The organism is Saccharothrix obliqua, assembly GCF_019375475.1.
Taxonomy (GTDB): Bacteria; Actinomycetota; Actinomycetes; order Mycobacteriales; family Pseudonocardiaceae; genus Actinosynnema; species Actinosynnema obliqua.
Map to the genome: position 1 here is coordinate 326,586 of NZ_JAHXGQ010000003.1, position 23,966 is coordinate 350,551.

Consider the following 23,966-nt stretch of genomic DNA (forward strand, 5'->3'; position numbering starts at 1 on the left):
CGCCGCCGTGCCGACCCTCGACCTCACCGCTCGTCCGCCCGCGCCGCTCTCGCACCCCCGGCTCTCACCCGCCTCCCTCACCCACCGCTGTCACCTCACCGATCCCCGCCGGTCGGCACCACGCGGTCGCCCCTTCGGCGCGTGCGGGCGGGTGATGTTCCGGCCTTCTCCGCATTTTGGGGTTGATAACGACTCTCATATTCAGTAAGTATGGCACCCGCTTCTACCCGTTCGAGTGAAGGGCGCCCATGATCACCGCAGGATTGGCTTCGGTCACCTTCCGGGGCAGACCGGTGGAACAGGTCGTCGGCCTCGCCGCCGACGCCGGGTTGGGGGTGGTGGAGTGGGCCGGTGACGGCCACGTCCCGCCCGGCGACCTGGCGAACGCGGCGCGGGTCGCGCGGTGGTGCCGGGAGGAAGGGCTCGCCGTGGGCACCTACGGGTCGTACTACAAGCCGGGTGACAGCGACCCGGCCGACTTCGCCGCCGTCCTGGACACCGCCGACGCCCTCGGCGCGCCCCGCGTCCGGGTGTGGGCGGGCGTGCGGGGCTCCGCGGAAACCCGACCCGCCGAGCGCGCCGCGGTGGTCGACGACCTGCGCCGCTGCGCGGACCTGGCCGCCGCACGCGGGGTGGCGGTCACCGCGGAGCACCACGTCGCCTCGCTGACCGACCGGCTCGACTCGGCCCTCCGCCTGCTGGCCGAGGTCGACCTGGTGGCGCACTGGCAGCCGCGCGAGCAGCCGGACGTGCGGGAGTGCCTGGCCGAGGTCACCGCGCTGCGCCCACGCGCGGTGCACGCGTTCTCCTGGGGCCCGGACGGCTTCACCGACCGCCTGCCGCTGCACGCCCGCGCCGACCTCTGGCGACCGCTGCTGGCGCTGCTCGCCGAGGACGGCCGGGACCGGGACGTGCTGCTGGAGTTCGTGCCCGACGACTCGCCCGAGGCGTTCCGCCGGGACGCCGCCACCCTGCTGTCCTGGCTGGAGGACCTCCGATGACCAGGTTGCTGCTCGTCACCGCCCTCCTGCTCACCGCGTGCTCCACCGCGCCCGCCGAGGAACCGCCGCGGGCCACGCCGGTCGTGCGCACCGCCGCCCCGCTGGCGTCTTCGTTGAGCATCACCGACCCGCACGGCGTTCACATCACCCTGTCCAAGCCCGCCGAGCGGGTGGTGTGCCTCAACGGCCTGTGCGACGACGCGCTGGCCGACCTGGGTCTCACGCCGGTGGGCACCAGCAACCCGGTGCTGATCACGCACCCCGCGTTGCTCGGCGACGCGGGCCGGGCGGTGCCGGTGGTGCCCGGCACGTTCGGCGGCGAGGACGTGGAGGCGATCGCCGGGCTCCGCCCGGACCTGGTGATCGGCCTGCCCGGCGTGCACGACGCCCTGCGCCCGGCCATCGAGAAGTTCGCACCGCTGTGGACGGTCGAACCCGCGACGTGGGAGGAGTCCGTCGGCTACCTGCGTGCGCTGGGCGCGCTCACCGGGCGCACCGGGGAGGCGGTCGCGGCGGAGGAGCGGTTCCGCGGCAAGCTCGCCGACGCCGTCGAGCGCACCCACGGCAACGGGCAGGCGGCCCGCAAGGTGCTGCTGATGTACGGCAGCGCGGAGGCGATCGGCGTGGACACCACGGCCTCGCTCAAGGGCCACCTGCTCGGCCAGCTGTTCACGTACCCGTTCCCGGCCAAGGGCGGCGACGTCGACACCGCGAGCAACTACAGCGTGGAGGAACTGCTCGCCCAGCAGCCGGACGTGGTGTTCGTGTACTCCCTGCTGTTCGCCGCGGAGGACCGCGAGCTGAGCACGCAGCTCGCGGACAACCCGGTGTGGCAGCAGATCCCGGCCGTCCAGCAGCGGCGCGTGCACGAGACGCACGCCAAGCTGTGGGGGTCGGGCCGCGGGCTGCGCAGCCTGTCGGCGGTGGTGGACGAGGCGCTGGCGAAGGTGCCCGCTTGAGGCTGCTCGTGGCCGTCGGGGTGGTCGCGGTGCTCGGGTCGCTGGCGCTCGGCCGCCCGCTGGTGTTGTTCGAGTGGGGCGAGCTGGAGCAGGTGGTGGTGTGGCAGTTGCGCCTGCCGCGCCTGCTGCTCGGCGTGGTGGCCGGCGCGTGCCTGGGCACGGCGGGGCTGCTGCTCCAGGAGTCGCTGCGCAACCCGCTCGCCGTGCCGGAGCTGCTGGGCGTGTCCAGCGGCGCGGCGGCGGCGGTCGGCACGTGCGTCGCGTTCGGCGTCGCGGTCCCGTTCGCGCCGCTGACCCCGGCGCTGGCCGGTGCGGCGGTGGGTGGTGGGCTGACGTTGCTCGCGGTGCGCGGCGCGACCGGCCCGGCGGCGGTGCTCCTGATCGGCGCGGCGGTCGGGTCGGCGTGCCAGGCGGTGCTGCTGGCCGCCACGGCGGTCGCCGATTCGCGTGAGCAGGGCGTCCTGGTGCGTTACCTGCTGGGCTCGCTGACCGGGACGACGTGGCGGACGCTGGCGCCGGTGGCCGCCGGTCTGGTGCTGGTGGTGCCGGCGGTGGTGCTCGTGCTGCCGCGGGTGCGGGTGCTGCGGCTGGGCGACGACGAGGCGTTGTCGGCGGGGCTGCGCCCCGGCCGGGCCCGCCTGGCGGTGCTCGGGGTGGCGTCGCTGCTGGTGGCCGCGGTGGTGGGGCCGGCGGGTCCGGTGGCGTGGGTCGGGTTCTTCGCGCCCCGGCTCGCGGCCTGGCTCGGGCGGCCCTCGGTCCCGGTCACGGCGTTGGCGGGCGCGGTCGTGGTGGTGGTCGCGGACCTCGTGGCGCGGACCGCGCTGTACCCGGTGGAGCTGCCGGTCGGCGGGTTGACGGCGTTGGCGGCGGTGGCGGTCGGGTTGCTGGTGCGGAGGCGCGCGTGAGGTGGCGGCTCGCGGGATTGGCCGCGGTGGTCGTGGTGTGCGCGCTGGCGCAGCTCAGCGTCGGTGCGACGGGGGCGTCCCCCGGCGCGTTGTTCGGCGCCGACGAGCACGCGCGGATGGTCGTGCTGGAACTGCGTGCGCCGCGGGTGCTGGTGGGTTTGTGCGCGGGTGCGTGCCTCGGCATCGCGGGTGTGGTGCTCCAGGCGGCGATCCGCAACCAGCTCGCGTCGCCGGAGATCACCGGTGTCGGCTCGGGCGCGGTGCTGGGCGCGGTGGCCGCGTCGGTCGCCGGTGTGGCGCAGCCGCTGCCGATGGCGGTCGCGGCGCTCGTCGGCGGTGTGCTGGGCGGCGGTGTCCTGTGGGTGCTGGTCGGTGGTTCCGGCGACGTGGCCGTGCGCGGTGTCGTGGTGTCGGCGGTGCTGGTCGGCACGACGCTGGTGCTGCTGACCGCCCGTCCGCAGCTCGCCGGGGCGGTGTCGCGGTGGCTGCTCGGCTCGCTGGCCGGGCGGACGTGGGAACACCTCGCGCCGCTGTGGCCGGTCGCGGTGGTGGTGCTGGTGGCGGCCGTGTTGCTGGGCGGTGTGCTGGACGTGCTGGCGGTGGACGACGACCACGCGCACGGCGTCGGGCTGGCCGTGGTGCCGTGGCGCAGCGGGGTTCTCCTGCTGGCGGCCGTGGCGACCTCGGCGGCGGTGGCCGCGGTGGGCGCCACGGCGTTCGTCGGGTTGCTCGCGCCGCACCTGGCCCGGCGGTTCGTCGGTGTGGCGCACCGGGCCGCCGTGCCGGCCTCGGCGCTCACCGGTGCCGGTGCGGTGGCGGCGGCGGACGCGGTCGGGCAGGTGGTGCGCGTGCCCGCGGGCGCGATCACCGCGTTGTTCGGCGCGGTGGTGCTGGTCGTGGTGGCGCGGAGGACGGGAGGGATCGGTTGACACCGCTGCGCGCCGAGCGCGTTCACGTGCGGTTCGGCGAACACGAGGTGCTCAAGGGCGTGGACCTGGCGGTGCGGGAGGGGGAGTGGCTGAGCCTGCTGGGGCGCAACGGCAGCGGGAAGACGACGTTGCTGCGGGTGCTGGCCGGGTTGCTGACGCCGTCGTCGGGTCGGGTGCTGCTCGACGGCGGGCCGTTGGACCGGGTGCCGCGTCGCGCGGTCGCGCGCCGGATCGCGTTGCTGCCGCAGTCGACCCCGTACGTGCGGGGGCTGACCGTGCGGCAGTTCGTGCGCCAAGGCCGTTACGCCGCAAGGGGTCCACTGGGGATGCTCGGCGAGGTGGACGACCCGCGGGTGCGGGAGGCGTTGCGGGACACCGGGGTCGAGCAGTGGGCGGACACCCCGCTGGAGCGGCTGTCCGGCGGGCAGCGGCAGCGGGTGCGGCTGGCGTTGGCCCTCGCGCAGGACGCGCCCGTGCTGCTGCTCGACGAACCGACCACGTACCTGGACATCCGGCACCAGTACGAGGTGCTGAACCTGGTCCGGGACCTGCAACGGGAGCGCGGCCTCACGGTCGTGTCGGTGCTGCACGACCTCGCCCAGGCCGCGCGGTACTCGGATCGCGTGGTGGCGTTGCTGGACGGCGTGGTGCACGTGGACGGCGCACCGTCCGAAGTGGTCGACGCGGTGCTGCTGCGCGAGGTCTACGACGTGGCGGGTTCGGTGCTGTGGATCACTACGAACGGGGTATTGAAAATGGTTGTCGTTCCAGATTAGGTTGGTGGCGGTCGACCGACCGGAACCACCCGAAACGAGAGGAGACAGCCATGGACCAGGTCTTCGTGCAGGTCGAGGACGAGCGACTGCTGCCGCACAACTCCGCCACCCACAGCAACGCGCTGGTGGAGAACCCGTTCGACGGCGACGACGAGTGACCGACCCCGGGGCCGCTCCGGCGGCCCCGGGCCCGGCAACCACCGGAGGCGAGTGTGGGAACCCTGAAACCCGGCACGGCGTTGTTCGCCGGTCCGTCCGGGACCGTGCTGCGGGACGCGGCGGGCGAGCTGTTCGCGATCGCCCTGCCCGACGAGGCGGTCGACGCCGTCCGCGCCGCGCTCGCCGGTGCGGACGCGCCCACCGCGCCGGAGCTGGCCGCGTTCGACCACGCCGGTCACCTCGGCCGCCGGCAGACGTGGCCGGTGGAGCGGCGCACCGTGGTGGTGCTGGCCGACGACGGCGTGGACTTCGCCGACGCGTTGCGGCGGGCGGGCGCGCACCCCGTGGTGCTGCCCGCGACGGCGGACCTGGCCGCCGTGCTGGCGGAGCACCCGGCCGCCGTCTGCGCCTGGCACGACGGGCCGGCGCCGGAGCGGTGGCTGGAGTTCGACGCGCTGGCCGGGCACGGTGTCGGTTGGCAGCGGGTGAGCCGCGAGGGCAGGCACGTGCTGCTGGAACCGGTCGGCGTGCCGCACCGGGACGTGCGAGCCCGCCGGCTCGCCGCCGCGGGCTCCGGGCACCGGCACCTGCTGGCCTACTGGTCGGGCGAGCGCGTCGTGGTCGGTGACGAGGCGCCGGACCCGGCCGAGCTGCTGCTGGTCGCCGCCCTCGCCGCCAAGGACCTCGCGCGCTGGGCCACCGGCGTGCCGGTGGTGGCGAACTCCCTGACGCCGCGAGCGATCCCGGCACACCGCCGGCTGCGCGTCGTCGACCTGGACACCGGGGCGATCGCCGACCACCCCGTGCTCCCGGTGCCGATCAGTGCGCCGTGACTTCACCGTGGCGGGGCTCGCGCACACCCTCGTCACGGCCGATCGCGACGCGCCCGTGGTGCTCATCCGCACCCCGTACGGGCGGCACCACCACATCGCCGAGGCGCACGCGTGGGCGAAGCGCGGATTCCCGTGCGCCGTGGGCGATGTGCGCGGCAAACACGGCTCGACCGGCGTGTTCCGGCCCTACCGGGACGAGGGCGACGACGGAGCAATGGTGGTGGACGCGTTGCAACGCATGGGTTTCCGCCACGTCATCGCGATGGGCGCGTCCTACGCGGCGTACTGCGCCGTCACCGCCGCCATCGCCCGGCCGGACGTCGTGATCGGCGTGCTGGCCGCCGTGCCCGCGCTCGGGCTCGGGGAAACCGCCCGCGAACCCGGTGGCGCGGCGCGGTTGGCGTGCCGGGTCGGGTGGTGGGGCGAGCACGCGGCCACCGCCGGGTCGACCGACCTCGCCGCCACCCCGGTGCACGAACTGGTGGCCGGGTGGGACGACCTGTGGGCCGCGCCCGAGCGCACCGCGGCGTTGTGGCGGGCGCTGCCACGCCTCACCATGCCGCTGCTCGCGGTCGGCGGGCTGCACGACCCGTTCGCCGCCGACACCGAACGCCTCGCCGGCTCCTGGGGCGGCCCGACGAGGCTCGTGCTCGGTCCCTGGGGGCACGACCTCGACGCCCCCGCGCCCGGCGCGGCACTGGCGGGGCGCCGCGTCGGCGCGCTCTACCTGGCGTGGGCGCGAGCGGTTCACGCACTCCGCGGCCACAAGTCCTTCTACGCCATCGGTTCGCACGCGGCCGGAGCCGCGCCGTGCGGCTGGCGTCGGCACACCGCGCGGTCCCGCCCGGTGGAGCTGCACGTGGTCACCCGCGCGTTCACGGCCGACCCCGTGCGGCCGTTCCGCTCCACGCCGCTCGGCACACCGATCGGCGACCCGGTGCCGGCCGACGCGAGCGCGCTCCTGCTCACCCCGCCGCTGCCCGCCGGGGAACTGCGCGGCGGCACGACCGTCACGCTCGACGTGGTCGCCGACGCGCCCGACGCGGACTGGGTGGTCCGCCTGTCCCACCAGGGCGTCCAGCTCGCGCACGCGGTGGCCCGCGCCCGTCACCGACCCGGTGTCCCGCGTCGCGTCGCGGTGGAGCTGCCGCCGATCGGCCACGCCCTGCCCGACGGGGCGCGGCTGCGCCTCGACGTCGCCGGTCACCACTGGCCGCGCCACGCCCGCAACCCGCACACCGGCGAGGACCCCGTGCGTGCGCGGCACCTGCGCCCGAGCCATCGCGACGTGCGTCGCGCCAAAGCCCGGATTCCCTGGCACGCGCCGGGATCCGACCGAGTACCCGCCGCCGACCTGCCCGAGGAGATCGCATCGTGACCGCGCCGCCGCTGGTCGACCCGCTGACCGGAATCGTGCGCCGACTCGTCGACGTCGCACCCGTGCCCGGTGTCCCGCGCCGCTACCGCGCGGTCACCGCCGAGGTGGCCGACGCGCGCCGGCTGGGCGGGTGGCCCGCCGACCGGGTCAGCCTCGGCACCGCGTTCGGCGACGTGGACGCCGCCCGCGCCGCCGCGGTCGGCGAGGCCGTGGAGCGGTACTGCGGCAACCGCGTCCCGCCGGGTCTGCGCACGGCCACCGCCGCCGAGCTGGCCGCGGCCGGGGAACGTCACTTCGGCCCGACCGACCTGCCGTTCTTCACACCACGCCAGTACGGCGCGGAGGGTTTTCCCTACCGGCCCTTCACCGACGACCTGCCGATCACCTGGGTGGCGGGCCGGGAATCCGGGGAGACGTGCCTCCTCCCCGCTTCGTGGGTGTACCTGAACTACCACTCCGGCGCGCGGCGCGCGCAACCCCGCCTGCACCACCTGAACTACGCGGGCATCGCGACGGGCGTGAGCGCCGAGGACGCGTTCACCCGCGCCCTGCTCGAACTCGTGGAGCGCGACGCCCTGGAGCGGTGGTGGCACCTCGGTGCGCCCACCACCGGCATCTCCGTGGCGGACGTGCCCGGCCTGGCCGCCGAACTCGCCGGGTGCCCGCTGGAGGTGCACCTCGTGGAACTGCCCACCGAGCACCCGGTGTCGTGCGTCGGCGCGGTCGTGGTGGACCACGCCAACGGCATCGTCGCGGGTGGGGGAGCGGCCCGCTTCGACCCGGTGGAGGCGTGCGGGAAAGCCGTGCTGGAAGCCATCCACACGTGGGTTTTCACGCAGGGGCTGCTGGACGCGGACGGCTGGGTGTTCCAGGCCGTCGAGGCCGGTCTCCTCGCCCGCGGCCTCTACCTGCCGCACCGCGCCGACCGCCGGTACCGGGACGACGTGGGCGTGGACTACGCCGCCGTGCGCGATCTCGGCGCGCAGGTGCAGGTCTGGCTCGACCCGCGGGTGCAGGGCGAACTGCTGCACCGCTTCACCCGCCCGGAGCGGGTGGTGGAACCGCAACCGGGCGGAGACCTCGCCGCGTTGCTGGAGAGCCTGGCGGGCAACCGGATCGCGACCGTCGACCTGACCACGGAGGACGTCGCCGAGGCCGGGCTGCACGTGGTCCGGGTGTGCGCGACCGGGCTGGTGCCGAACGCGCCCGCCGCGTTCCGCTACCTCGGCCTGCCGCGGTGGGGCGACCCGGGTTCCGCGCTGCTCGACCCGCCGCCGTTCCTGTGATCCCGCTGCCCGAGCCGCACCGGCCGGCGATGGGCCTGGTGGAGGCGTTGCTGATCCGCCGTTCGCGTTACGCGTACGGTCCGTTGGACCGGGCGGACCTCGGTTCGCTGCTCCGTTACGCCGTGGGCGTTCAGCGGAACGCGCCACCGCACGTGCTCGGCACCAACCCGACCGCGGGCGGCCTGCCGTCGCTGCGGGTGCACGTCGTGCTGGACCGGCGCGTCTACGAGTACCTGCGTGAGCCGCACGCCCTGTCCGACACCGGGGAAGCCGACCTCGACGGCGTTTTCGCGCAGGAGGAGTTCGCCCGCCGCGCGCCCGCGGTCATCGTCCTAACCGGACGGATGGGGCCGGGGCTCGCGAAGTACGGGCCGCGGCACCACCGGACCGTCCACCTCGACGCGGGTGTGGCGGTGCAGAACCTGTACCTGGTCGGCACCGCGCTCGGCCTGAACTGCTGCGCCGTGGCCGGTTTCCGCGACGACGCGGTGAAAGCCCTTGTCAGGGGTGGAGAACAGGACGTGCCACTCGCCCTGTTCGTGGTCGGCGGGTCCGCGGCACCGGGCATTCGGACCTGAAAAGTGGGCATAAAGCCATTCCCCCCGAACCGCGCGGCCAATACGGTTGTCCGAGTGGCAAAAGAGGGGGAGTTGTCATGGACACCGCGAGGACGGACACGTTCGCCGGTGCGCTGCGGGCCGCCATCGCGGAGCGCGGGCTCGGGTTGGAACGCATCCGCGAGCACCTCGCGCAGCACGGGGTGCGGGTCAGCCTGGCGACGTTGAGCTACTGGCAGTCCGGGCGCAGCCGCCCGGAACGCCGCTCGTCGCTGGCCGCGATCGGCCACCTGGAGGAGATCCTCGCGCTGCCGGACGGCTACCTGGCGAGCCTGCTCGGCCCGCCGCGCCCGCGTGGCCGGTGGCTCAAGCGCGTGCCCGAGCAGCCGCCGCCCGCGGGTCCCGAGTGGTCCGAACCGGACCAGGCCGCCTGGGCGCTGCGGCAGGCCGACACCGGCCGCGACCACCCGCTGACCAGGCTCAGCCAGCACGACCTCGTCACCATCGGGCCGGACCGGGGTGAGCGGACCGTGCGGTCGCGGCACGTGCTGCGGGCCGAGGCGGACGGCGCGGACCGCTGGGTGGTGGTCGTGCGGGTGGACGAGCCGGGCCGCGCGCTGCCGCTGCTGCGCCCGCTGCGGCACTGCGCGGTGGGTCGCCTGGTCAGCCGGCCGGGCACCGGGTTGGTGGTGGCGGAGTTGTTGTTCGACCGCGCGTTGCGTCGCGGCGACAGCATCGTGGTCGAGCACGAACTGGTGCACCGACCGCCCTACCCGCCCGCGACGGACTGCGGCCGGACGTTCCGGGTGCCGGTCCGGGAATACGTGCTGGAGGTCGCGTTCGACCCGTTGGCGCGCCCCGTGGAGTGCGAGCTTTACCGGACGCCCGCCGGCGGTCACCCGGACGTGCGGCCGGCGGAAGTCGACACCGGCGGCGCGCTGCTGGGTGTGGCGCTCGATTTCGGGCCGGGCGATTACGGATTCCGCTGGAAATGGCCTAACGCGCACCGGCTGGGTTAGCGGCGCGGCGCAACGTCGGCGTCGCCCAGGCGAGCGCGACACCGACGAGGAGCACGGCGACCCCGGCGGCCAGCCCGGCACGCGGGCCACCGGCGAGTGCGGCGGCGCCCGCCAGCGCCGCGCCCGCGGGTTGGCCCAGTCCCCACGACACCATGCGGGCCGTGGTGTTGACGCGCGACTGGAGCCCCGGCGGGCAGACCTGCTGGCGGTAGGTGATCGAGTTCAGGACGACGGTCGAGTGCGCCGCGCCCCAGGCGACCGCGACCGCGCACGCCGCCACCCAGTGCGTGGTGACCAGCGTGGAAGCACCGCACAGCAAGGAGATCGGCAACGCGCCCAGCGCCACCCGCGCGCCACCCCACCGCTCGGTCAGCCGGGGCAGCACCTTCGCCGCGACCAGCGCGCCCACGCCCCAGCAGCTGAACAGCACGGCCAGCCGCGCGTCACCGGACGGTGCGACACCCAGCACCCGGTCCGCCCACGGGACCAGCATCGCCACCCACGCGCCGGCCGCCGCCGAGTGCGTCGCGCCGACCAGCGTCAGGGTGCGCACTATTCCGTGGCCCCACAGGAAGCGGAGTCCCGAGCCGATGTCGCCGAGGAGTGTCGTGGCGTCCTCGCGCGGCGTGGACAGCGCGCCGCGGATGGCGTTGATCAGCATCGCCGAGCCCGTGGCGGTGAGGACGTTGACCGCGAGCAGCCCGGCGGGGGCGACCGACGCCACCACCAGGCCGGCCAACCCCGGCACGACGAGTTCCGCGGCCGTCGTCCGGCCGAACAGCCGCGCGTAGGCCGCGGTGATGTTCTCCTTGCCCACCAACGAGGGCAGGGCCCCGAAGTTGGCCGCGTCGAAGAACACGAACGCGGTCTGCGCGAGGAACGCGACGGCCACCACGTGCGGCGCCGTGAGGGCGTCCAGCCACCAGGCGACCGGCACGCTCACCATGCCCGCCGCAACCACCAGATCGGCCCCCACCATGAGCCGCCGCCGATCCACCCGATCCGCCACCGCGCCCGCCAGGAGGCCGAACACGAGGTAGGGCAAGGCTTCCGCCATCGCGACGGCCGATGTCCAGCCGGCGGACCCGGTGAGGCGGTAGACCAGCACGGGCAGCGCCACGACGGCGACGAGGCTGCCCGTGACGGACAGCAGGCGTGCGGTGAGGTAGCGGCTGAAGTCGCGCGCGGGCACGTCCAGGGCAGCGGTCACCGGTACATGCTAATGAATACCGTGTTCATGTAACAAGCGGCAGTCGTCCCGCTCGCCGCGGCCGTCATCTCTTCGTGGGGCGGGAGGCGGTGGGGCGGTCTCCGTCGGGAGGCCCGCCACTCAACCGCGGCGAGCTGCCGCACCCACCCCGGCCGCCCAGCCCGCGCGGCTCGACCGCCCAGCCCGGCCGCCCGACTTGACCCCGCCCTGGCCGCCAGCCGTGCGGCCTGGTTCGCACGGCTTCTCGGCCCGGCACCGCCCGGTCCGGCGGCCGGCGCGCGAGCCGAGCGCCACCGATCAGGACTTGCCCTTCAACAACTGTTCGAAGGGGACGAACCGCTCGCCGGGGCGCGCGGGTGCGAGGCCGACGGCGGGTGAGGAGCGGGGCGGTTCGGGTTCGCGGGCGGTTCGAGAGCGCGGGGCGCGGGCCGCCGGTGCGGGCGGACGGGGGCATCGAGGCGTGCGTGGCCCGAGGCCGCAGGCGGTTCGAGAGCACCGGGCGTGCGGCGCGAGCCGCCGGTGCGGGCCGAAAGGGCATCGAGGTGTGCGTGCCGCGGGCGAGTCGAGGGCGTCGAACGTGCGGCGCGAGGCGTGGCGAGGCGTGCGGGTCTGAGCGTGTGACGCGTAGGCAATGACCTGCGGTGTGACCGGCGATACGAGCGCCTGGGGGTGGTGCGGGCCACCCGGTGAGCGCGGAATACCCGGTGCCGGGGTAGTGTTCCGATGAGTAGTTGAACTCACAACTACTTGGATCGAGGAGCGGCTATGCAGTTCGGGGTCTTCACCGTCGGCGACGTGACGCCCGACCCGACCACGGGACGGACGCCGACCGAGGCCGAGCGGATCAAGGCGATGGTTGCCATCGCGCTCAAGGCCGAAGAGGTCGGCCTCGACGTGTTCGCCACCGGCGAGCACCACAACCCGCCGTTCGTGCCGTCCTCGCCCACCACGATGCTCGGCTACATCGCGGCGCGGACGGAGCGGCTCATCCTGTCCACCGCGACGACGCTGATCACCACGAACGACCCGGTCAAGATCGCCGAGGACTTCGCGATGCTCCAGCACCTGGCGGACGGGCGCGTCGACCTGATCATGGGTCGCGGCAACACCGGCCCGGTGTACCCGTGGTTCGGCAAGGACATCCGCGACGGCATCGACTTGGCCATCGAGAACTACCACCTGCTGCACCGGTTGTGGCGTGAGGACGTCGTGGACTGGGAGGGCAAGCACCGCACGCCGTTGCAGTCCTTCACCTCCACGCCGCGCCCGCTGGACGACGTGCCGCCGTTCGTGTGGCACGGCTCCATCCGCAGCCCGGAAATCGCGGAACAGGCCGCCTACTACGGCGACGGATTCTTCGCGAACAACATTTTCTGGCCCAAGGAGCACTTCATCCGGCTGATCAACCTCTACCGGGAGCGCTTCGAGCACTACGGGCACGGCAAGGCGAACCAGGCCATCGTCGGTCTCGGCGGCCAGGTCTTCATGCGCCGCAACTCGCAGGACGCGGTGCGTGAGTTCCGCCCGTACTTCGACAACGCCCCGGTGTACGGCCACGGCCCGTCGCTGGAGGAGTTCACGTCGCAGACGCCGCTGACCGTCGGCAGCCCGCAGGAGGTCATCGACCGGACGCTCACCTTCCGCGAGCACTTCGGCGACTACCAGCGCCAGCTGTTCCTGATGGACCACGCGGGCCTGCCGCTGAAGACCGTGCTGGAGCAGTTGGACCTGCTCGGCGAGATCGTGCCCGTGCTGCGGCGCGAATTCGCGACCGGCCGGCCCGCCGAGGTGCCGGACGCGCCCACCCACCAGTCGCTGCTCGCCACCCGGGCGGGTGTCCGATGACCTCGCTCGCCGTGGTGTCGGCCGGGCTCGGCGAGCCGTCGTCCAGCCACCTGCTGGCCGACCGGCTCGCCGCCGGGGTCGGCGCGCTGCTGCCGGTCGACGTGCGGACCGCCCACCTGCGGGACGTCGCCCGCGACATCGCCGACAACCTGGTCACCGGCTTCCCCAGCGCCCGGTTGAAGGCGGTCGTGGACGACGTGGTCGGGGCGGACGGGCTGATCGTCGTCACGCCGACGTTCAACGCGTCCTACAGCGGGCTGTTCAAGTCCTTCTTCGACGTGCTGGAGCCGGAGTCGCTGGTGGGCAAGCCGGTGCTGATCGGCGCGACCGGCGGCACGGAGCGGCACTCGCTGGTGCTGGACTACGCGCTGCGCCCGCTGTTCGCGTACATGAAGGCGGCCGTCGTGCCGACCGGCGTGTACGCGGCGTCGGTGGACTGGGGCTCGCCGCAGGGCCTGGCGGACCGGGTCGACCGAGCGGCGGCGGAACTGGCCGCCGCGATGGAGGGCAAGCCGGCGACCAAGCCGGTCGAGCGGTTCGTCCCCTTCGAACAGTTGTTGAAGGGCAGGTCCTGATCGGTGGTCGGCCACGCGGTGATCCGCATAGGGTCGACCCATGACCGCCTCGGCACTGGACCTCGCCACCCGCAACTCCGCCGTCCTGCTGGAGATCCTGGCCCGCACCCGGCCCGGTGGGGTCCTGGTGCGGCGGCCCGGGTTCAGGGCCTTGGACGGCCCTCGCCTGTTGCGCGTGCTGCTCCAAACGCCCGACCCGGCCGCGGAGGACATGGCTGAACTCGGCCGCCTCGTGGCACGAGCACGGGCGCGGGTCACGGTGGAGGACCCGTATTCCGTGGTGGACCTCGAGGAGTGGGGCCTGGTGCCCGACCGCCTGCCGGTGATGTACCGGCCGCCCGCACCGGTGCGTGCCGCGGCCGGACCGGCGGCGGTGCGGGTGCGCACCGCCGAACGGCTCGCCGACGTGGAACGTGTTGTCGTGGAAGGCTTCCCGCTACCCGGCTTCACGACCGGCGAGGCGATCGCACCGGCACTGCTGGAGCACTCCCGGGTCACGCCCTACCTGGTGGAGCGCGACGGCGTGGCGGCGGGCGCGTGCCTGTCCGTCGTGGCCGAGGGCGTGGGCGGCGTGTACTGGGTCACGACCCTGCCCGAGCACCGCTCGCGCGGTGTCGGGAAGGCCCTGATGCGTGCGGTCCTCGCCGACTCGGACGTGCCGTACACGCTCACCGCCACCGAAGCCGGCCGCCCGCTGTACGACGCGTTCGGCTTCACGCCGGTGGCGACGGCCACGTGGTGGACGAAGCCACTGGCATGAGGTAGACCAGCAGGTCGTCCACACCGTCCAGGCACAGCAGGTCGTGCGCGAGGTCGTCGTAGAAACCGCCGACCATGCCCAGCGCGAGACCGTTGTCCTGCGCGACGAGGGCCAGGTTCTGCGCCAAGTGCCCGGCCTCGGTCATGGCCAGCCGCAGCGCGCGCAAACCGTACGTGGCGCGCAGCGAACCGACCCGCGCGTAGGGGGCCACCAGCGCGGGCGTGGTGTCCAGGTCCACCATGCCGTTCTCGTTGGAACCGAACCACATCGAGGCCGTATTCATGTCCGAAGTGGACGGAGCAGGCGCGACGAGGGCCAGGTTCCGCGCGTCTTCGTCCACGTCGTACACACCCGGCGGCAGGCCGTCCACGCGCCACGCCACCACGCGCAGGCGCGCCGAGTGCTGTGCGCCCGCACTCGGGTACGGCCGGCGGTCGTCCGGCAACGCGCCCTGCGCGGTCCACAGGAGGGTCGCCAGCCGCTCGGCGTCCAGCGGACCGCTGAGCTGCGCACCCCGCGCGGTGAACCGGCCGGCGAGCGCGTCGGTCAGCGTGCCCGGCCGCGGCCGGGGCGCGGGCAGGTCGACGGTCGGCCACCACGGAGCCGCCGGAGCGGGCACGGCGTCCTTGCGCGGGAACTGCTCGGTCACGCCCGGCAGGAACCGGCTGGCCTCCAGGTACCGGCGGTCCGGCGCGGACGGCCCGTCGTCGTGGAACGGGGCGACGCCCGCCGGCGCCGCCGCGGCGGCCGCGGTCAGCCAGCACAACGTGCGCTCCTGCTCGGAGCCGATGCCGAGCCGGTTGAGCAGCATGTGCAGCTGCGAGGACCACACCCACCGCGGCACTTCCGGGTCCACCTGCGCCATCCAGTGCGCCACGACCCCGGTGGGCGCGTCGTCCAGCCGGTCCCACCGGGCGGCCAGCTCGACGCCACGCGCGGCGTGCAGGCGGCGGGCGGCGAAGTGCGTGCCGAGGCCCGGCGGCGTGGTCGGCTCGGCCGCCTGCCGCCAGCCCGCGCCCATGCCGCGCAACCACGCCGCCGCCGCCACCCGGCCCATGCCCAGCCCGGACGCCGTGGCCATCACCAGCTCCACGGCGGCGCTGACCTTCGCGGCGGGTGACCGCACGCTGCGCAGCACGGCGACCGCGACGTCCGTGCTGCGGCAGAACACCTCCTCCGCCGCGGCCATCGCGTCCTCACCGCCGTACCGCCGCACCTCGGGCACGTACGGGACCTCACGCACGTCGCCGTGCGGCAGCCACTCGCGGTCCGCACCCGCCGTCAAGCCCGCGAAGTACGCGTCGGGATCGGGTTCGACCACCGCGAAGTCCGCGTCGCGGATCGCGTCGCACAGGCTCCGGCGCAGGTCCTCGGCGGTCTCCGGGGACGCGTCGCGCACACGCACCCGCAAGTGCGGCCCGGTGCTCCAGTAGCGGACGAAGAACCAGTCGCCTATCCGCCCGTCGGCCCGGTGGTCGTCCATCAGCGGGCCGAGGGTGTGCGCGATGAACGTGTCGACGTCCTCCACCGACCACGAGACGCGCGCGTGCAGGCTGTGCCAGGTCATGGGTTCTCCGGTGCGGGCAGCGGGGTGAGGTCGTAGGTGAAACCCGCGCCGCGTGGTCGGCCGGCGGCGAGCAGGTAGAGGACCTGGTGCGACGCGGGCGCGCGCACCGCGGCCTCCAGCACGCGGTCGTGGATGCTGCGTGCCGGGCGGCAGAACATGCCCGACCGCGCGGCGGCGTCGCACGCGTGCTGCGCCATCGCGCCGGCCGCGCGGAGCAACGCGTGGTACCCGCCCGGCCCGTCCGCCGCCACCGCCTCGGCGGCGCTGCCCGTGGTGACCAGGGCCAGGTTCATCGCCGCCACGTCGATGGTCTGCGGTGTGTGCCCGAACGCCTCCCGGACCTGGAGCAGCGCCGGTCCCGGCGCGACCGGCCGCAGGTCCAGGTCGTACCAGCCGTCCGCCAGCCCGACCACGTTCCGCACCGCCAACCGGTGCCGCAGGTCGGTCCTGGTCGGCGAGCCCGGCGGCGGCGAGGTGACCGCCCGGACGAACGCGTGCAGCGCCGCCTCGGGCAGCGGCCGGGGATCGGCCGAGATGCCGCGCGGGCCGAAGCCCGAGCCGCGTGGCGGCAGCGGTGGCACCGGGTCGCCCGTCTCGCGGTGGCTGCGCACCACCACGGTGAGGTCTTCGGCGTGCGCACGCAGCCCCAGCCGGGCGGCGTGCTCCACGAGCGCGGCGGCGACGTGGCCGACCTCCAGCTCGGTCAGCACGTCGCCGAACTCGTGGTAGGCGGGCGAGAGCCGGTCGCGGCGGCGCACCAGGTCCAGCCGCACCTCGTCGGCCACGGCGGGCGCGGCGACGCCGACCAGGGCCCGGCGCGCGGGGTCCAGCCGCAGCCGCGCCGGACCCGCGACCAGCTCCACGTCCACGGTGAACGCGGCGCGGGCCGACGGGTAGCCCCGGTGGTCGTTGTACTGGTTCCACGGTTCCCAGCGCAGCGGCGTGGCGACGTCGGTCAGCAGGTGCGCCACGGCCGCGCCGAACGGCCCCTGGGCGGCCAGGTCGCGCAACGGGACCCGGTGACCCGGCGTCGCCGTGAACGGCGGCGGCTCGCCCACCTCGACGAAGCGGCCGGGACCGTGGGTGTACGCCGTGGCCAGCGCGTCGGCGGCGGTCACGGGAACGGGTGGGGCAGCAGGGGACCGACCGGGCGCAGCCGCGGCACGCCACGCGTGCGGCGGTTCAGCTCGCCGAACGTCATCGGCAGCGTGCCGGGCACCAGCACCTTCGCCGAGTGCAGGCCGAGGCGGTCCCGGGTCACCGGGTCGCTCTGGTCGACGGCGATCACCTCCAGGTCGAGTTCGGCCCACGCCCGGACGTAGTGCTCCAGCAGGGCGTCCAGGTCGTGCCGGGGCACGTCGGGCACGGCCAGGTCCACCGGTTCGGCGGTCGGGTCGAGGAAGTCGTAGCGCTCGGCCGCCTCGGGCAGCCCGTTGACGTTCACGTGGTCTTCCATGGTGCGGATCAGCTCCGGTGCGGCCAGCATCGCGCGCAGCCGGTCGCGGTCGTACTCGCCGGGATCGGTGCGGTAGCGCTTGGCGGCGACCTCCACGTCGACCACGACCTCCACCGCCGCCGAGCGGATCGCCGCGTCCGCGTCCAGTCCCGCGCCGGCGGCGAAGAACGCCTTGGGCGGCAACGAATCCGGGCCGGTGTAGCGGGCCAGCGAGACCACCGACGGGACACCGAGGTCGTTGGTGGCGTCGTAGAACTCCAGGTCGTAGCCGAGCTGCGCCATGCGGTCGGCCAGGTGCAGCGTCACGTCGTCGTGGACGGCCAGCCGCCGCAGGGGCGACCGGGTGTACCAGGCCATCAGGAACGCGTCCCGCTCGGCCACCTCGAACAGCCCGTAGAGCACGGCTTCGGTGAGGCTGTTGCCGGTGCCGCAGCCGTTGGACGTCTCGTCCACGAACCGCCGGTCCACCCCCGCGCCCCAGTACGCCACGTGCTCCGGCACGGCGATCGGCCGGCCGTGCGTGTACGACCAGCCGTGGACCCAGCGCACCACCACGTCCGGCGAGTAGGGCGTGGCGTGCGGCGACTCCTGGTCGGGCAGGCCGAGGCGGACCGGGTCCAGCGCGTGGTCGGCGATGTCCGCGTACGACGCCTCCAACGTGGTGCGCGTGCGGCGCGGGCTCATCCCGGCCTGCCGCTCGACCGCCTCGAACAGGGCGACCCGCTCCGCGCTCGCGAAGTCCTCCGCCCGCCCGAAACCGGCCTGCTGCGCGTGGTCCTCGGGCACGATCTCGGCGCTGACCGACGCGACCGGCAGGTCGCCGACCCGGAACAGGCCGCCGACCGGCCCGTGCCGCAGGTCGAAGAGCGCGGCGCGGACGGCCGGGCCGGCGGTGCGCGGGTTCGCGCCACGCAGCGTGCCCGGCTCGACCGGCGTCGGCTCGCGGCGCACGGCGGCGGTCTCCGGCGAGTCGTCGGGCAGCGGACCGCACACCGGGCAGCCGCCCGTCCGCGGCCGGACCCGGTGCTCGGCGGCGGTGGCCAGGTCGGTCCGGACCGCCACCACCGTCTCCCGGTACGCGCCCGGGTCGGCCGTCATCCGCGTCACGAGCGCGTCCAGCAGCGGCTTGAGCGCCGGGGAAGCGACGCCGCCCAGCCGCAGTCGCGGGTCGCGACGCGGGACGGAACGGCCCAGCGCCGCCAGCCGCACGTCCTCGGCGCACCGCAGGCACACCCCACCGCCCGCGCCGCCGAACACCGGGCCGAGCAGCACCAGCCCGCCGTCGTGGCGGATCGGCAGCACGGGCGCATCCGCACCCGCGGCGCTGATCCGGTCGAGGTCGGCGATGGTGTAGTCGGTCAGTTCGAGCACGCTCACCGCGCCACCTCCGGCACCGCGAACGCCACCACACCCGCCGCGTCCAGCACCGGGCCCAGCGCGACCGGCTCGGCGTCGCCCACCAGCTCCCGGAGCCGGTCCCGCAACCCGGGCTCGGCGTCGCGGACGGCGGACGGCCAAGTCCAGTCCCGGGTCACCCAGGGCGCCTGCGGCCCCTCGGGCGCGGGCAGCGGCAACGCGCCGCTGAGCACCACGGCCTCCGCCCGACCGGCCTGCGCGCGACCGGCGGCGGCCAGGGCGGCGAACGACAACGCGTCGGCCGCGCCCGCCTCCACCGCCCACGCCACCTCGACGCCGTCGACCAGCACGCTCGCCCGCACCACGCCCTCGGCCAAGCGCGTCACGACCGCGGTCGCGGGCAGCGCGAACCGCAGCACGAGCGTCTGCCACCACCGGCGGGCGGTCGGGTCGGTGAGCCATTCGTCCTCGGCGACCGGCGTGCCGCCGAGACGGCGCGCGGCGTGCCGCAACGCCAGCCCCAGCGCGTGGTCGCGGTCCGCGCCGACGACCGCGCCCGGCGGCGCGAGCCGCTGCACGGCACGCAGCAGGGCGTCCAGCCGGGCGGCGTGCTCCGTGGTCCCGTAGCCGACCACGTCGCCCGACGCGGCCAGCTTCACCGGCAGCTGCGGCAGGTCGCCCGGCTCCGGGGTGGGCACCGGCCCGAGTTCCCGGTCACCCAGCACGTCCAGCAGGTTCCCGCCGGGCGCCTGCGGACGGGCCGCGGACAGCCACGGGTGGTACTCGGCGGACAGCGGGTCCAGGCGCGCCACCAGCACCGGCTGGTGGGGCGGGTCGCTCGGCGGCGCGTCCTGCCACATGTTGACCGCCTCGGTGGACGGGTCGGGCAGGCCGCCGAGCACGCACACCAGGCGGTGCGCGGCGGCCGAGCCGACCAGCGCGGCGAGCACTTCCGGCGGCGTGCCCGGCGCACCGGACAGGCGGGCGGCGACGGCGGTGGCGTCCGCGCGGACGTCGGCGGCGGCACCGGGTGCGACCACGAAGCCGACGTCGGCGGCGCACCCCGCGGCCACGGCGTGCGGGCCGGCGGTGAGCAGCAGGTCGTCACCGGCGGACCGCTCGGCGGTCAGCCCGGCGGCGGTGAGCGCGCGGTGTGCCGCGGCGGCGAGCGCGCCCTCACCCGCCACGGTGACCGGGGTGGCGCGCAACCGCCGCCACGCGGTCGCCGGGTCGGGTGCGACGGACTCCAGCCAGCTCGCGATGTCGGCGGGCGGCGCGTCGCCGCCCCAGTCGGCGGGCACCTCGACCAGCAGGTCGTGCTCGTGCAGCTGCTCGATGATCATCGTCAGGGCCTTCGCCACGGCGGGCGGCGCGCCGTCGGGCACGGTGAGCTGGTCCGGCGGCACGCCGTCGGCCAGCGGACCGGCGAGGCGTTCCCAGATGGTCCACAGCCCGGTGCCGCCATCCAGGCTGAAGCTGGACTTCCAGCCCCGCACGTGCAAACCGGTCGGGGTGGGGGTGGCGTGCGCGATGGGGCGCAGGCGCAGCAGCACGTCGCTCATCGCGTCACCTCCGCCATGTGCGCGACGTGCTCCGGCCACGCGACACCGGTGATCCGTTGCGCGGCCTTGGCGACCAGTGCCGCCGCGAGGTAACGCTCGACGGGCGTCACGTCGCACACGGACAGGAGTTGGTAGAGCATGTTCGTCCCGAAGCGGTAGACGGTGACCGGGCGTTGGTAGAGCGGGTGGTCCAGGTCGACGGACCTGAGTCGGCGGTGGTACTCGCTGTAGTAGTCGCGGTGGTCGCGGTGCCAGCGGCGGATGGCGGCCTCGTCGCCGAGTTCCACGGCCTTGTCGCCGTGCTGCGGGCCGTACGCGGCGGGCAGGTCGCCCGCGTCGAACGCCTCCTCGATCAGCAGGCGGCTCTCGACGGTCCACGTCGCCCACGGGGTTTCGGCGCGTCCTTCGTCCACGGCGCGCACGGTTTCCGTGACGTCGTCGGCGTTGTGCTCCCAGATCCGGTCGAAACGGGCCCGCATGACGCCGTTCGGGTCGTGGTGCAGCAGGAAGTCCTCCAGGTGCGACAGGAACGAGTGGTAGCCGTTGCCGAGCCCGGCCGGGTAACGGCTCGCGTGCGCGGCCATCGCGACCAGCGCGAGCTGGACGCGGGCGGACGTGTCGTGGTCGACCGCCACGGCGTCGCGGAGCGCGGGCACGCCGAGTCGCAGGCACCGGGTGCGCAGGTCGACCAGCACGTCCGAGCCCAGCAGCTCCCGGACGCGGGACAGGTCGGTCGGTTCCACCACGACGGTGTTGTCCGGGTGGATCGGCTCGTACGGCGGCGGCACGAGTTCCGCGACGCCGTACTGCTCCGCCTGCGCCAGCAGCTCCGCCGGCGTGGTGTCCGATGTGGACGGACGGGTGGCGAGGTGGGCGCGCAACGCGGCGGCGACCGACTCGGCGGCGGTGTCGGCGGCGGTTTCGGCCAGGCGCACGCGGACGTGCGGTCCGTGCAGCCAGTGCCGCTCGACGTGCCCGGCGGCCCCGCTCGCGGCCAGCGCGGGCAGCACCGCGTCGCGGAGCAAAGGCGCCTTCACCGGGTCGTGGTAGTAGCAGACGACGTCGGTCACGAGGTCCTCCAGTAGGTTTCCGCGACGAGTTCCAGCACCCGGCCGCCCGGCGAGTCCAGCCCCGGCACGGGCAGCGCCTCGGTCAGCCGCAGGCCGTCCGGGAAGCGGGCGAGCAGGCGGGGCAGCGCACGCAGGTGCAGCGGGTCGCCGAGGTCGGCGTACTGCGGCTTGGCCGACACCAGCGTGCGCCGGTAGACCTCCGGCGACGCCGGACCGATGTCGGGGCCCGCGAACACGTGCTCCGGCAGGCCCAGCCGGGCCCGCAGGCGGGTGACCGCCGGCACGACGGCGTCGCCCTCGCCGAGGTCGGGCACGTGGGCGAAGTCCCACGAACGGCGCGCCAGCACCACGTCCCCGTAGGTCAGCCGCCCGCGCGCGGTGACGCCGTCGACCACCACCGACTCGCGCAACGCGGTCAGGTCGACCCAGCCGCACGCCAGGTCCGAGTAGAGCGGGATCAACCGGTCCGGGAACACCAGCGGCACCAGGAAACCCAGGTACAGCACGTCCAGCGGCTCGCCGTCGCGGACCACGCGGACCTCGTCCGCCTCCGGGTCGTGCCGCACGGACAGCGACTCGGCGGGCAGGTCCACCCACCGGGCGTCCTCGCCGACCTCGTGCGCGCCGAGCAGCGGGTGCACGTTCGCGTTGAAGCCGCGCACCGGTCGGAACTGGGCGAAACCCGGCCCGAGGTGGCGGACGAGCTGCGCCGTGACCGCGTCCCGCGCGCCGGGCAGCCGGTCCAGGAACCGGCTGGTGAACTTGCCGAACCCGGTGTAGACGCGGTTCACCACGAGGCGGCCGTCCCGCGTGGGCTGGGCGAAGAAGCTGTACGAGCCGGGGCGGCGGGTCGCCCACGCGGGCAGCAGCGCGTCGGCCGCGTCGAGCACGTCGGGCGTGACGACGCCGCCGCGCACCAGCCCGGCCAGCCGGGCGCGGGCCGCCACGACGGCGGCCACCTCGGGGTCGCCCACCGCGCCCGTGTTCATGGAGTCCTGCCACGCCACCGACAACGCGCCGGAGCAGTCCGCGAGCGAAGCCGTGCCGCCCACCCCGAACCGCTCGACGAACCGCGTGCGCATCAGCCTGCGCAGCAGGACCTGCTCGTCGAACAACGCCAGCAACGGCGTGAGGTCGGCGAGCGCGGGCGCCGCGCCACGCGGCACCGGAACCGGTTCGGGCAGCAGCACGTCCTCCACCACCGGCGGCACGTCACGCAGGTCCGCGCCGACCCGCGTGGCGACCTCCGCCCAGCCGGCGGCCAGGTCGGCGACGGTCCGCGCCCGCGCGACCGGGTCGGCGGTGGCCAGCGACCGGGTCGCCAGCGCGAGGTCGGCGACACCCGGCACGTCCAGCGCGCCGAGCTGGTCCGGGTCCTGCGGGTGGACCGGCGGCACCGGCACCAGCAGCCCGATCTGCCGCATCCGGGCGACGTACGCGCGGGCCGAACCGGCGGCGTCGGCGACCGCGAGCTGCGCCGCGAGGCGGTCGGCGATGGCCGCGGGCGGCAGGCCGCCCGGTCCGGCGGCGCGGACCACCCCGACGACGAACCGCAGCGGTCCCGCGGCGGGCACGTCGACCTCTTCCTCCCGGGTCACCAGGGCGCGGTTGCCCGCGTCCACCGGCACGTCCCGGCGGAACACCACCCGGCCGTCGCGTTCCCGCAGCGCGGGTGCGAGCCGGTGCGGCAGTCCGGGCGCGAGCGCGTCCAGCAGCCGGGTCGTGAGCAGCCGGTTGACCTCGGGGTGGGCCACGGGCTCGGCGTCCGGCCACGGCCCGTCGCCCCACACGCCCCAGCCGACGTGGGTGTACCAGGACAGCGGGCTGGTCTTCGAGGTCGCCCGCAGCGCGTACCGCAGCACGGTGGGTTCCGCCTTGCGCGCCTTGCGGTCCGGTTCGCCGCGGCCCGCCGCCGTGCGGTCCAGGCCGTGCAGCAGGTCCGGTCCGGTCAGCACGCCCGCGCGTCGCACGGCGTCGGCGCCGCACACCTCGGCCAGCCGCTTGCGGGACGCCGCGAGGGCGGGCTCCCACGCGGCACGCGCGGCGGCGTGCGCCGCGTCCAGGTCGGCACGCGCGGCCAGCCAGCTCGCCAGGCCGGGCACCCGGTCCGGCAGCCCGTCCAGCGCCGCGAGCAGCGCGGGCCGGGGCGAGCGGCCGTTGTGCACGTCGCGCCGCAGCGGCAGCACCACGCGGCGGTGGAAGTCGGGGGAGTGGCCCGCGGCGCTGTCGTGCAGCGCGTCGGCCAGGCCGGGCGCGCTCGCCGCGACCTCGGCGGCGACGGCCGCGTCCAGCGCGTCGCGGAACGCGGAGGGCGCCGGTGGCGGGTGCGGCAGCGCCGCGACCCGGACCAGCGCGTACGGCGCGAGTTCCGTCGTGGTGCGTCCAGCCATGCTTCGGGTCCCCGGTGGTTTCAGGGCCGGGGACGCCGCACGCGACGTCCCCGGCGGTTCGGCTGGCTGGCGGTCGGGTCCCGGAGGACGTGACCGCGGTGCGGGCAGGACCGCGACGCGCCCGTCCCGGGCGGTGTCGCGGCGTCCCGCGTCGTGGTGACGGCCGGCTCGTCCAGTGGTGACTAGACGGGCGGGCGCTGGGGCCAACGCGGGTCGCAACAGCAGCAGGAGCTGCCGCACGAACACGCCGACGCGCCGGTTTCCGGCAGCGCGACGGCGTCCCGCATCGTCGTGACGCTCAGGTCGTCAAGAACGAGGTCGTTCTCGTCGAACGCGAGGTCGATCATCTGGACCTCCATCGGTCAGGTGGTCG

General features: G+C 75.1%; 22 protein-coding genes. 14 read left to right on the forward strand and 8 right to left on the reverse strand.

Annotated features, from left to right (window positions below; genetic code table 11):
- Nucleotides 1-248: 248 nt before the first annotated feature.
- From KZQ38_RS11365 to KZQ38_RS11410, 11 genes are all read left to right on the forward strand, one after another.
- Complete coding sequence (locus KZQ38_RS11365) at nt 249-1,001, forward strand: sugar phosphate isomerase/epimerase family protein (protein WP_219440972.1); 753 nt, start codon at nt 249-251, stop codon at nt 999-1,001.
- Nucleotides 998-1,960, forward strand: a complete 963-nt coding sequence (locus KZQ38_RS11370; protein ID WP_219440974.1) for an ABC transporter substrate-binding protein — start codon at nt 998-1,000, stop codon at nt 1,958-1,960. Before KZQ38_RS11365 ends, KZQ38_RS11370 begins: the two co-directional genes overlap by 4 nt.
- The gene (locus KZQ38_RS11375; RefSeq protein ID WP_219440976.1) at nt 1,957-2,865 is read left to right on the forward strand and encodes a FecCD family ABC transporter permease; all 909 of its coding nucleotides are present in this window, start codon (nt 1,957-1,959) and stop codon (nt 2,863-2,865) included. Before KZQ38_RS11370 ends, KZQ38_RS11375 begins: the two co-directional genes overlap by 4 nt.
- Nucleotides 2,862-3,794 (forward strand): FecCD family ABC transporter permease, encoded by a 933-nt coding sequence (locus KZQ38_RS11380; RefSeq protein ID WP_219440978.1) that lies wholly within the window; start codon nt 2,862-2,864, stop codon nt 3,792-3,794. Before KZQ38_RS11375 ends, KZQ38_RS11380 begins: the two co-directional genes overlap by 4 nt.
- Nucleotides 3,791-4,570: an ABC transporter ATP-binding protein gene (locus KZQ38_RS11385; protein ID WP_257901189.1), complete on the forward strand. Its 780-nt coding sequence runs from the start codon at nt 3,791-3,793 to the stop codon at nt 4,568-4,570. Before KZQ38_RS11380 ends, KZQ38_RS11385 begins: the two co-directional genes overlap by 4 nt.
- Nucleotides 4,571-4,620: 50 nt before the next feature.
- Entirely contained in the window at nt 4,621-4,728 is a 108-nt protein-coding gene (gene amiA, locus KZQ38_RS36020) for a streptamidine family RiPP (RefSeq protein ID WP_257901190.1), read from the forward strand.
- A gap of 54 nt (nt 4,729-4,782) precedes the next feature.
- Entirely contained in the window at nt 4,783-5,562 is a 780-nt protein-coding gene (locus KZQ38_RS11390; RefSeq protein ID WP_219440980.1) for a hypothetical protein, read from the forward strand.
- Nucleotides 5,552-6,940 (forward strand): CocE/NonD family hydrolase, encoded by a 1,389-nt coding sequence (locus KZQ38_RS37010; RefSeq protein ID WP_219440982.1) that lies wholly within the window; start codon nt 5,552-5,554, stop codon nt 6,938-6,940. Before KZQ38_RS11390 ends, KZQ38_RS37010 begins: the two co-directional genes overlap by 11 nt.
- On the forward strand, nt 6,937-8,226 hold the full coding sequence (locus KZQ38_RS11400) for a YcaO-like family protein (RefSeq protein WP_219440984.1): 1,290 nt from the start codon (nt 6,937-6,939) through the stop codon (nt 8,224-8,226). Before KZQ38_RS37010 ends, KZQ38_RS11400 begins: the two co-directional genes overlap by 4 nt.
- Entirely contained in the window at nt 8,223-8,804 is a 582-nt protein-coding gene (locus KZQ38_RS11405; protein ID WP_219440986.1) for a SagB/ThcOx family dehydrogenase, read from the forward strand. Before KZQ38_RS11400 ends, KZQ38_RS11405 begins: the two co-directional genes overlap by 4 nt.
- A gap of 77 nt (nt 8,805-8,881) precedes the next feature.
- Nucleotides 8,882-9,802, forward strand: coding sequence for an XRE family transcriptional regulator (locus tag KZQ38_RS11410; protein ID WP_219440988.1), 921 nt, complete (start codon nt 8,882-8,884; stop codon nt 9,800-9,802).
- Here KZQ38_RS11410 and KZQ38_RS11415 read toward each other — a convergent pair.
- Nucleotides 9,780-11,012 carry an MFS transporter gene (locus KZQ38_RS11415; RefSeq protein WP_219440990.1) on the reverse strand — a complete coding sequence of 411 codons (1,233 nt, stop codon included), beginning with the start codon at nt 11,010-11,012 and terminating at the stop codon, nt 9,780-9,782. The two genes, KZQ38_RS11410 and KZQ38_RS11415, sit on opposite strands and share 23 nt — an antisense overlap.
- A gap of 765 nt (nt 11,013-11,777) precedes the next feature.
- Between KZQ38_RS11415 and KZQ38_RS11420 the strand changes: the two genes are divergently transcribed.
- From KZQ38_RS11420 to KZQ38_RS11430, 3 genes are read left to right on the forward strand one after another with little or no spacing between them, the layout of a single operon-like run.
- The gene (locus tag KZQ38_RS11420; protein WP_219440992.1) at nt 11,778-12,857 is read left to right on the forward strand and encodes an LLM class flavin-dependent oxidoreductase; all 1,080 of its coding nucleotides are present in this window, start codon (nt 11,778-11,780) and stop codon (nt 12,855-12,857) included.
- Complete coding sequence (locus tag KZQ38_RS11425) at nt 12,854-13,432, forward strand: FMN reductase (protein WP_219440994.1); 579 nt, start codon at nt 12,854-12,856, stop codon at nt 13,430-13,432. The genes KZQ38_RS11420 and KZQ38_RS11425 overlap by 4 nt, the downstream gene beginning before the upstream one ends.
- Before the next feature lie 40 nt (nt 13,433-13,472).
- Complete coding sequence (locus tag KZQ38_RS11430) at nt 13,473-14,192, forward strand: GNAT family N-acetyltransferase (protein ID WP_219440996.1); 720 nt, start codon at nt 13,473-13,475, stop codon at nt 14,190-14,192.
- On the opposite strand, the gene KZQ38_RS11435 is transcribed toward KZQ38_RS11430, so the two are convergent.
- From KZQ38_RS11435 to KZQ38_RS11465, 7 genes are all read right to left on the reverse strand, one after another.
- Complete coding sequence (locus tag KZQ38_RS11435) at nt 14,146-15,759, reverse strand: thiopeptide-type bacteriocin biosynthesis protein (protein ID WP_219440998.1); 1,614 nt, start codon at nt 15,757-15,759, stop codon at nt 14,146-14,148. The genes KZQ38_RS11430 and KZQ38_RS11435 overlap by 47 nt on opposite strands.
- Nucleotides 15,756-16,877, reverse strand: a complete 1,122-nt coding sequence (locus tag KZQ38_RS11440; RefSeq protein WP_219441000.1) for a hypothetical protein — start codon at nt 16,875-16,877, stop codon at nt 15,756-15,758. The genes KZQ38_RS11435 and KZQ38_RS11440 overlap by 4 nt, the downstream gene beginning before the upstream one ends.
- Nucleotides 16,874-18,592, reverse strand: a complete 1,719-nt coding sequence (locus tag KZQ38_RS11445) for a TOMM precursor leader peptide-binding protein (RefSeq protein WP_219441001.1) — start codon at nt 18,590-18,592, stop codon at nt 16,874-16,876. The genes KZQ38_RS11440 and KZQ38_RS11445 overlap by 4 nt, the downstream gene beginning before the upstream one ends.
- Nucleotides 18,589-20,133: a hypothetical protein gene (locus KZQ38_RS11450; RefSeq protein ID WP_219441003.1), complete on the reverse strand. Its 1,545-nt coding sequence runs from the start codon at nt 20,131-20,133 to the stop codon at nt 18,589-18,591. Before KZQ38_RS11450 ends, KZQ38_RS11445 begins: the two co-directional genes overlap by 4 nt.
- Nucleotides 20,130-21,203, reverse strand: a complete 1,074-nt coding sequence (locus tag KZQ38_RS11455) for a lantibiotic dehydratase C-terminal domain-containing protein (RefSeq protein WP_219441005.1) — start codon at nt 21,201-21,203, stop codon at nt 20,130-20,132. The genes KZQ38_RS11450 and KZQ38_RS11455 overlap by 4 nt, the downstream gene beginning before the upstream one ends.
- Entirely contained in the window at nt 21,200-23,593 is a 2,394-nt protein-coding gene (locus tag KZQ38_RS11460; RefSeq protein ID WP_219441007.1) for a lantibiotic dehydratase, read from the reverse strand. The genes KZQ38_RS11455 and KZQ38_RS11460 overlap by 4 nt, the downstream gene beginning before the upstream one ends.
- A gap of 182 nt (nt 23,594-23,775) precedes the next feature.
- On the reverse strand, nt 23,776-23,940 hold the full coding sequence (locus KZQ38_RS11465) for a thiazolylpeptide-type bacteriocin (RefSeq protein ID WP_257901191.1): 165 nt from the start codon (nt 23,938-23,940) through the stop codon (nt 23,776-23,778).
- Nucleotides 23,941-23,966 lie beyond the last annotated feature (26 nt).

Bases quoted from the DNA above. Each gene is read 5' to 3' on its own strand.
- amiA (WP_257901190.1), top strand. From the start codon at position 4,621: ATGGACCAGGTCTTCGTGCAGGTCGAGGACGAGCGACTGCTGCCGCAC.
- KZQ38_RS11465 (WP_257901191.1), bottom strand. From the start codon at position 23,940: ATGATCGACCTCGCGTTCGACGAGAACGACCTCGTTCTTGACGACCTG.
- KZQ38_RS11460 (WP_219441007.1), bottom strand. From the start codon at position 23,593: ATGGCTGGACGCACCACGACGGAACTCGCGCCGTACGCGCTGGTCCGG.
- KZQ38_RS11425 (WP_219440994.1), top strand. From the start codon at position 12,854: ATGACCTCGCTCGCCGTGGTGTCGGCCGGGCTCGGCGAGCCGTCGTCC.
- KZQ38_RS11435 (WP_219440998.1), bottom strand. From the start codon at position 15,759: ATGACCTGGCACAGCCTGCACGCGCGCGTCTCGTGGTCGGTGGAGGAC.
- KZQ38_RS11450 (WP_219441003.1), bottom strand. From the start codon at position 20,133: ATGAGCGACGTGCTGCTGCGCCTGCGCCCCATCGCGCACGCCACCCCC.
- KZQ38_RS11365 (WP_219440972.1), top strand. From the start codon at position 249: ATGATCACCGCAGGATTGGCTTCGGTCACCTTCCGGGGCAGACCGGTG.
- KZQ38_RS11370 (WP_219440974.1), top strand. From the start codon at position 998: ATGACCAGGTTGCTGCTCGTCACCGCCCTCCTGCTCACCGCGTGCTCC.
- KZQ38_RS11420 (WP_219440992.1), top strand. From the start codon at position 11,778: ATGCAGTTCGGGGTCTTCACCGTCGGCGACGTGACGCCCGACCCGACC.
- KZQ38_RS11430 (WP_219440996.1), top strand. From the start codon at position 13,473: ATGACCGCCTCGGCACTGGACCTCGCCACCCGCAACTCCGCCGTCCTG.
- KZQ38_RS11410 (WP_219440988.1), top strand. From the start codon at position 8,882: ATGGACACCGCGAGGACGGACACGTTCGCCGGTGCGCTGCGGGCCGCC.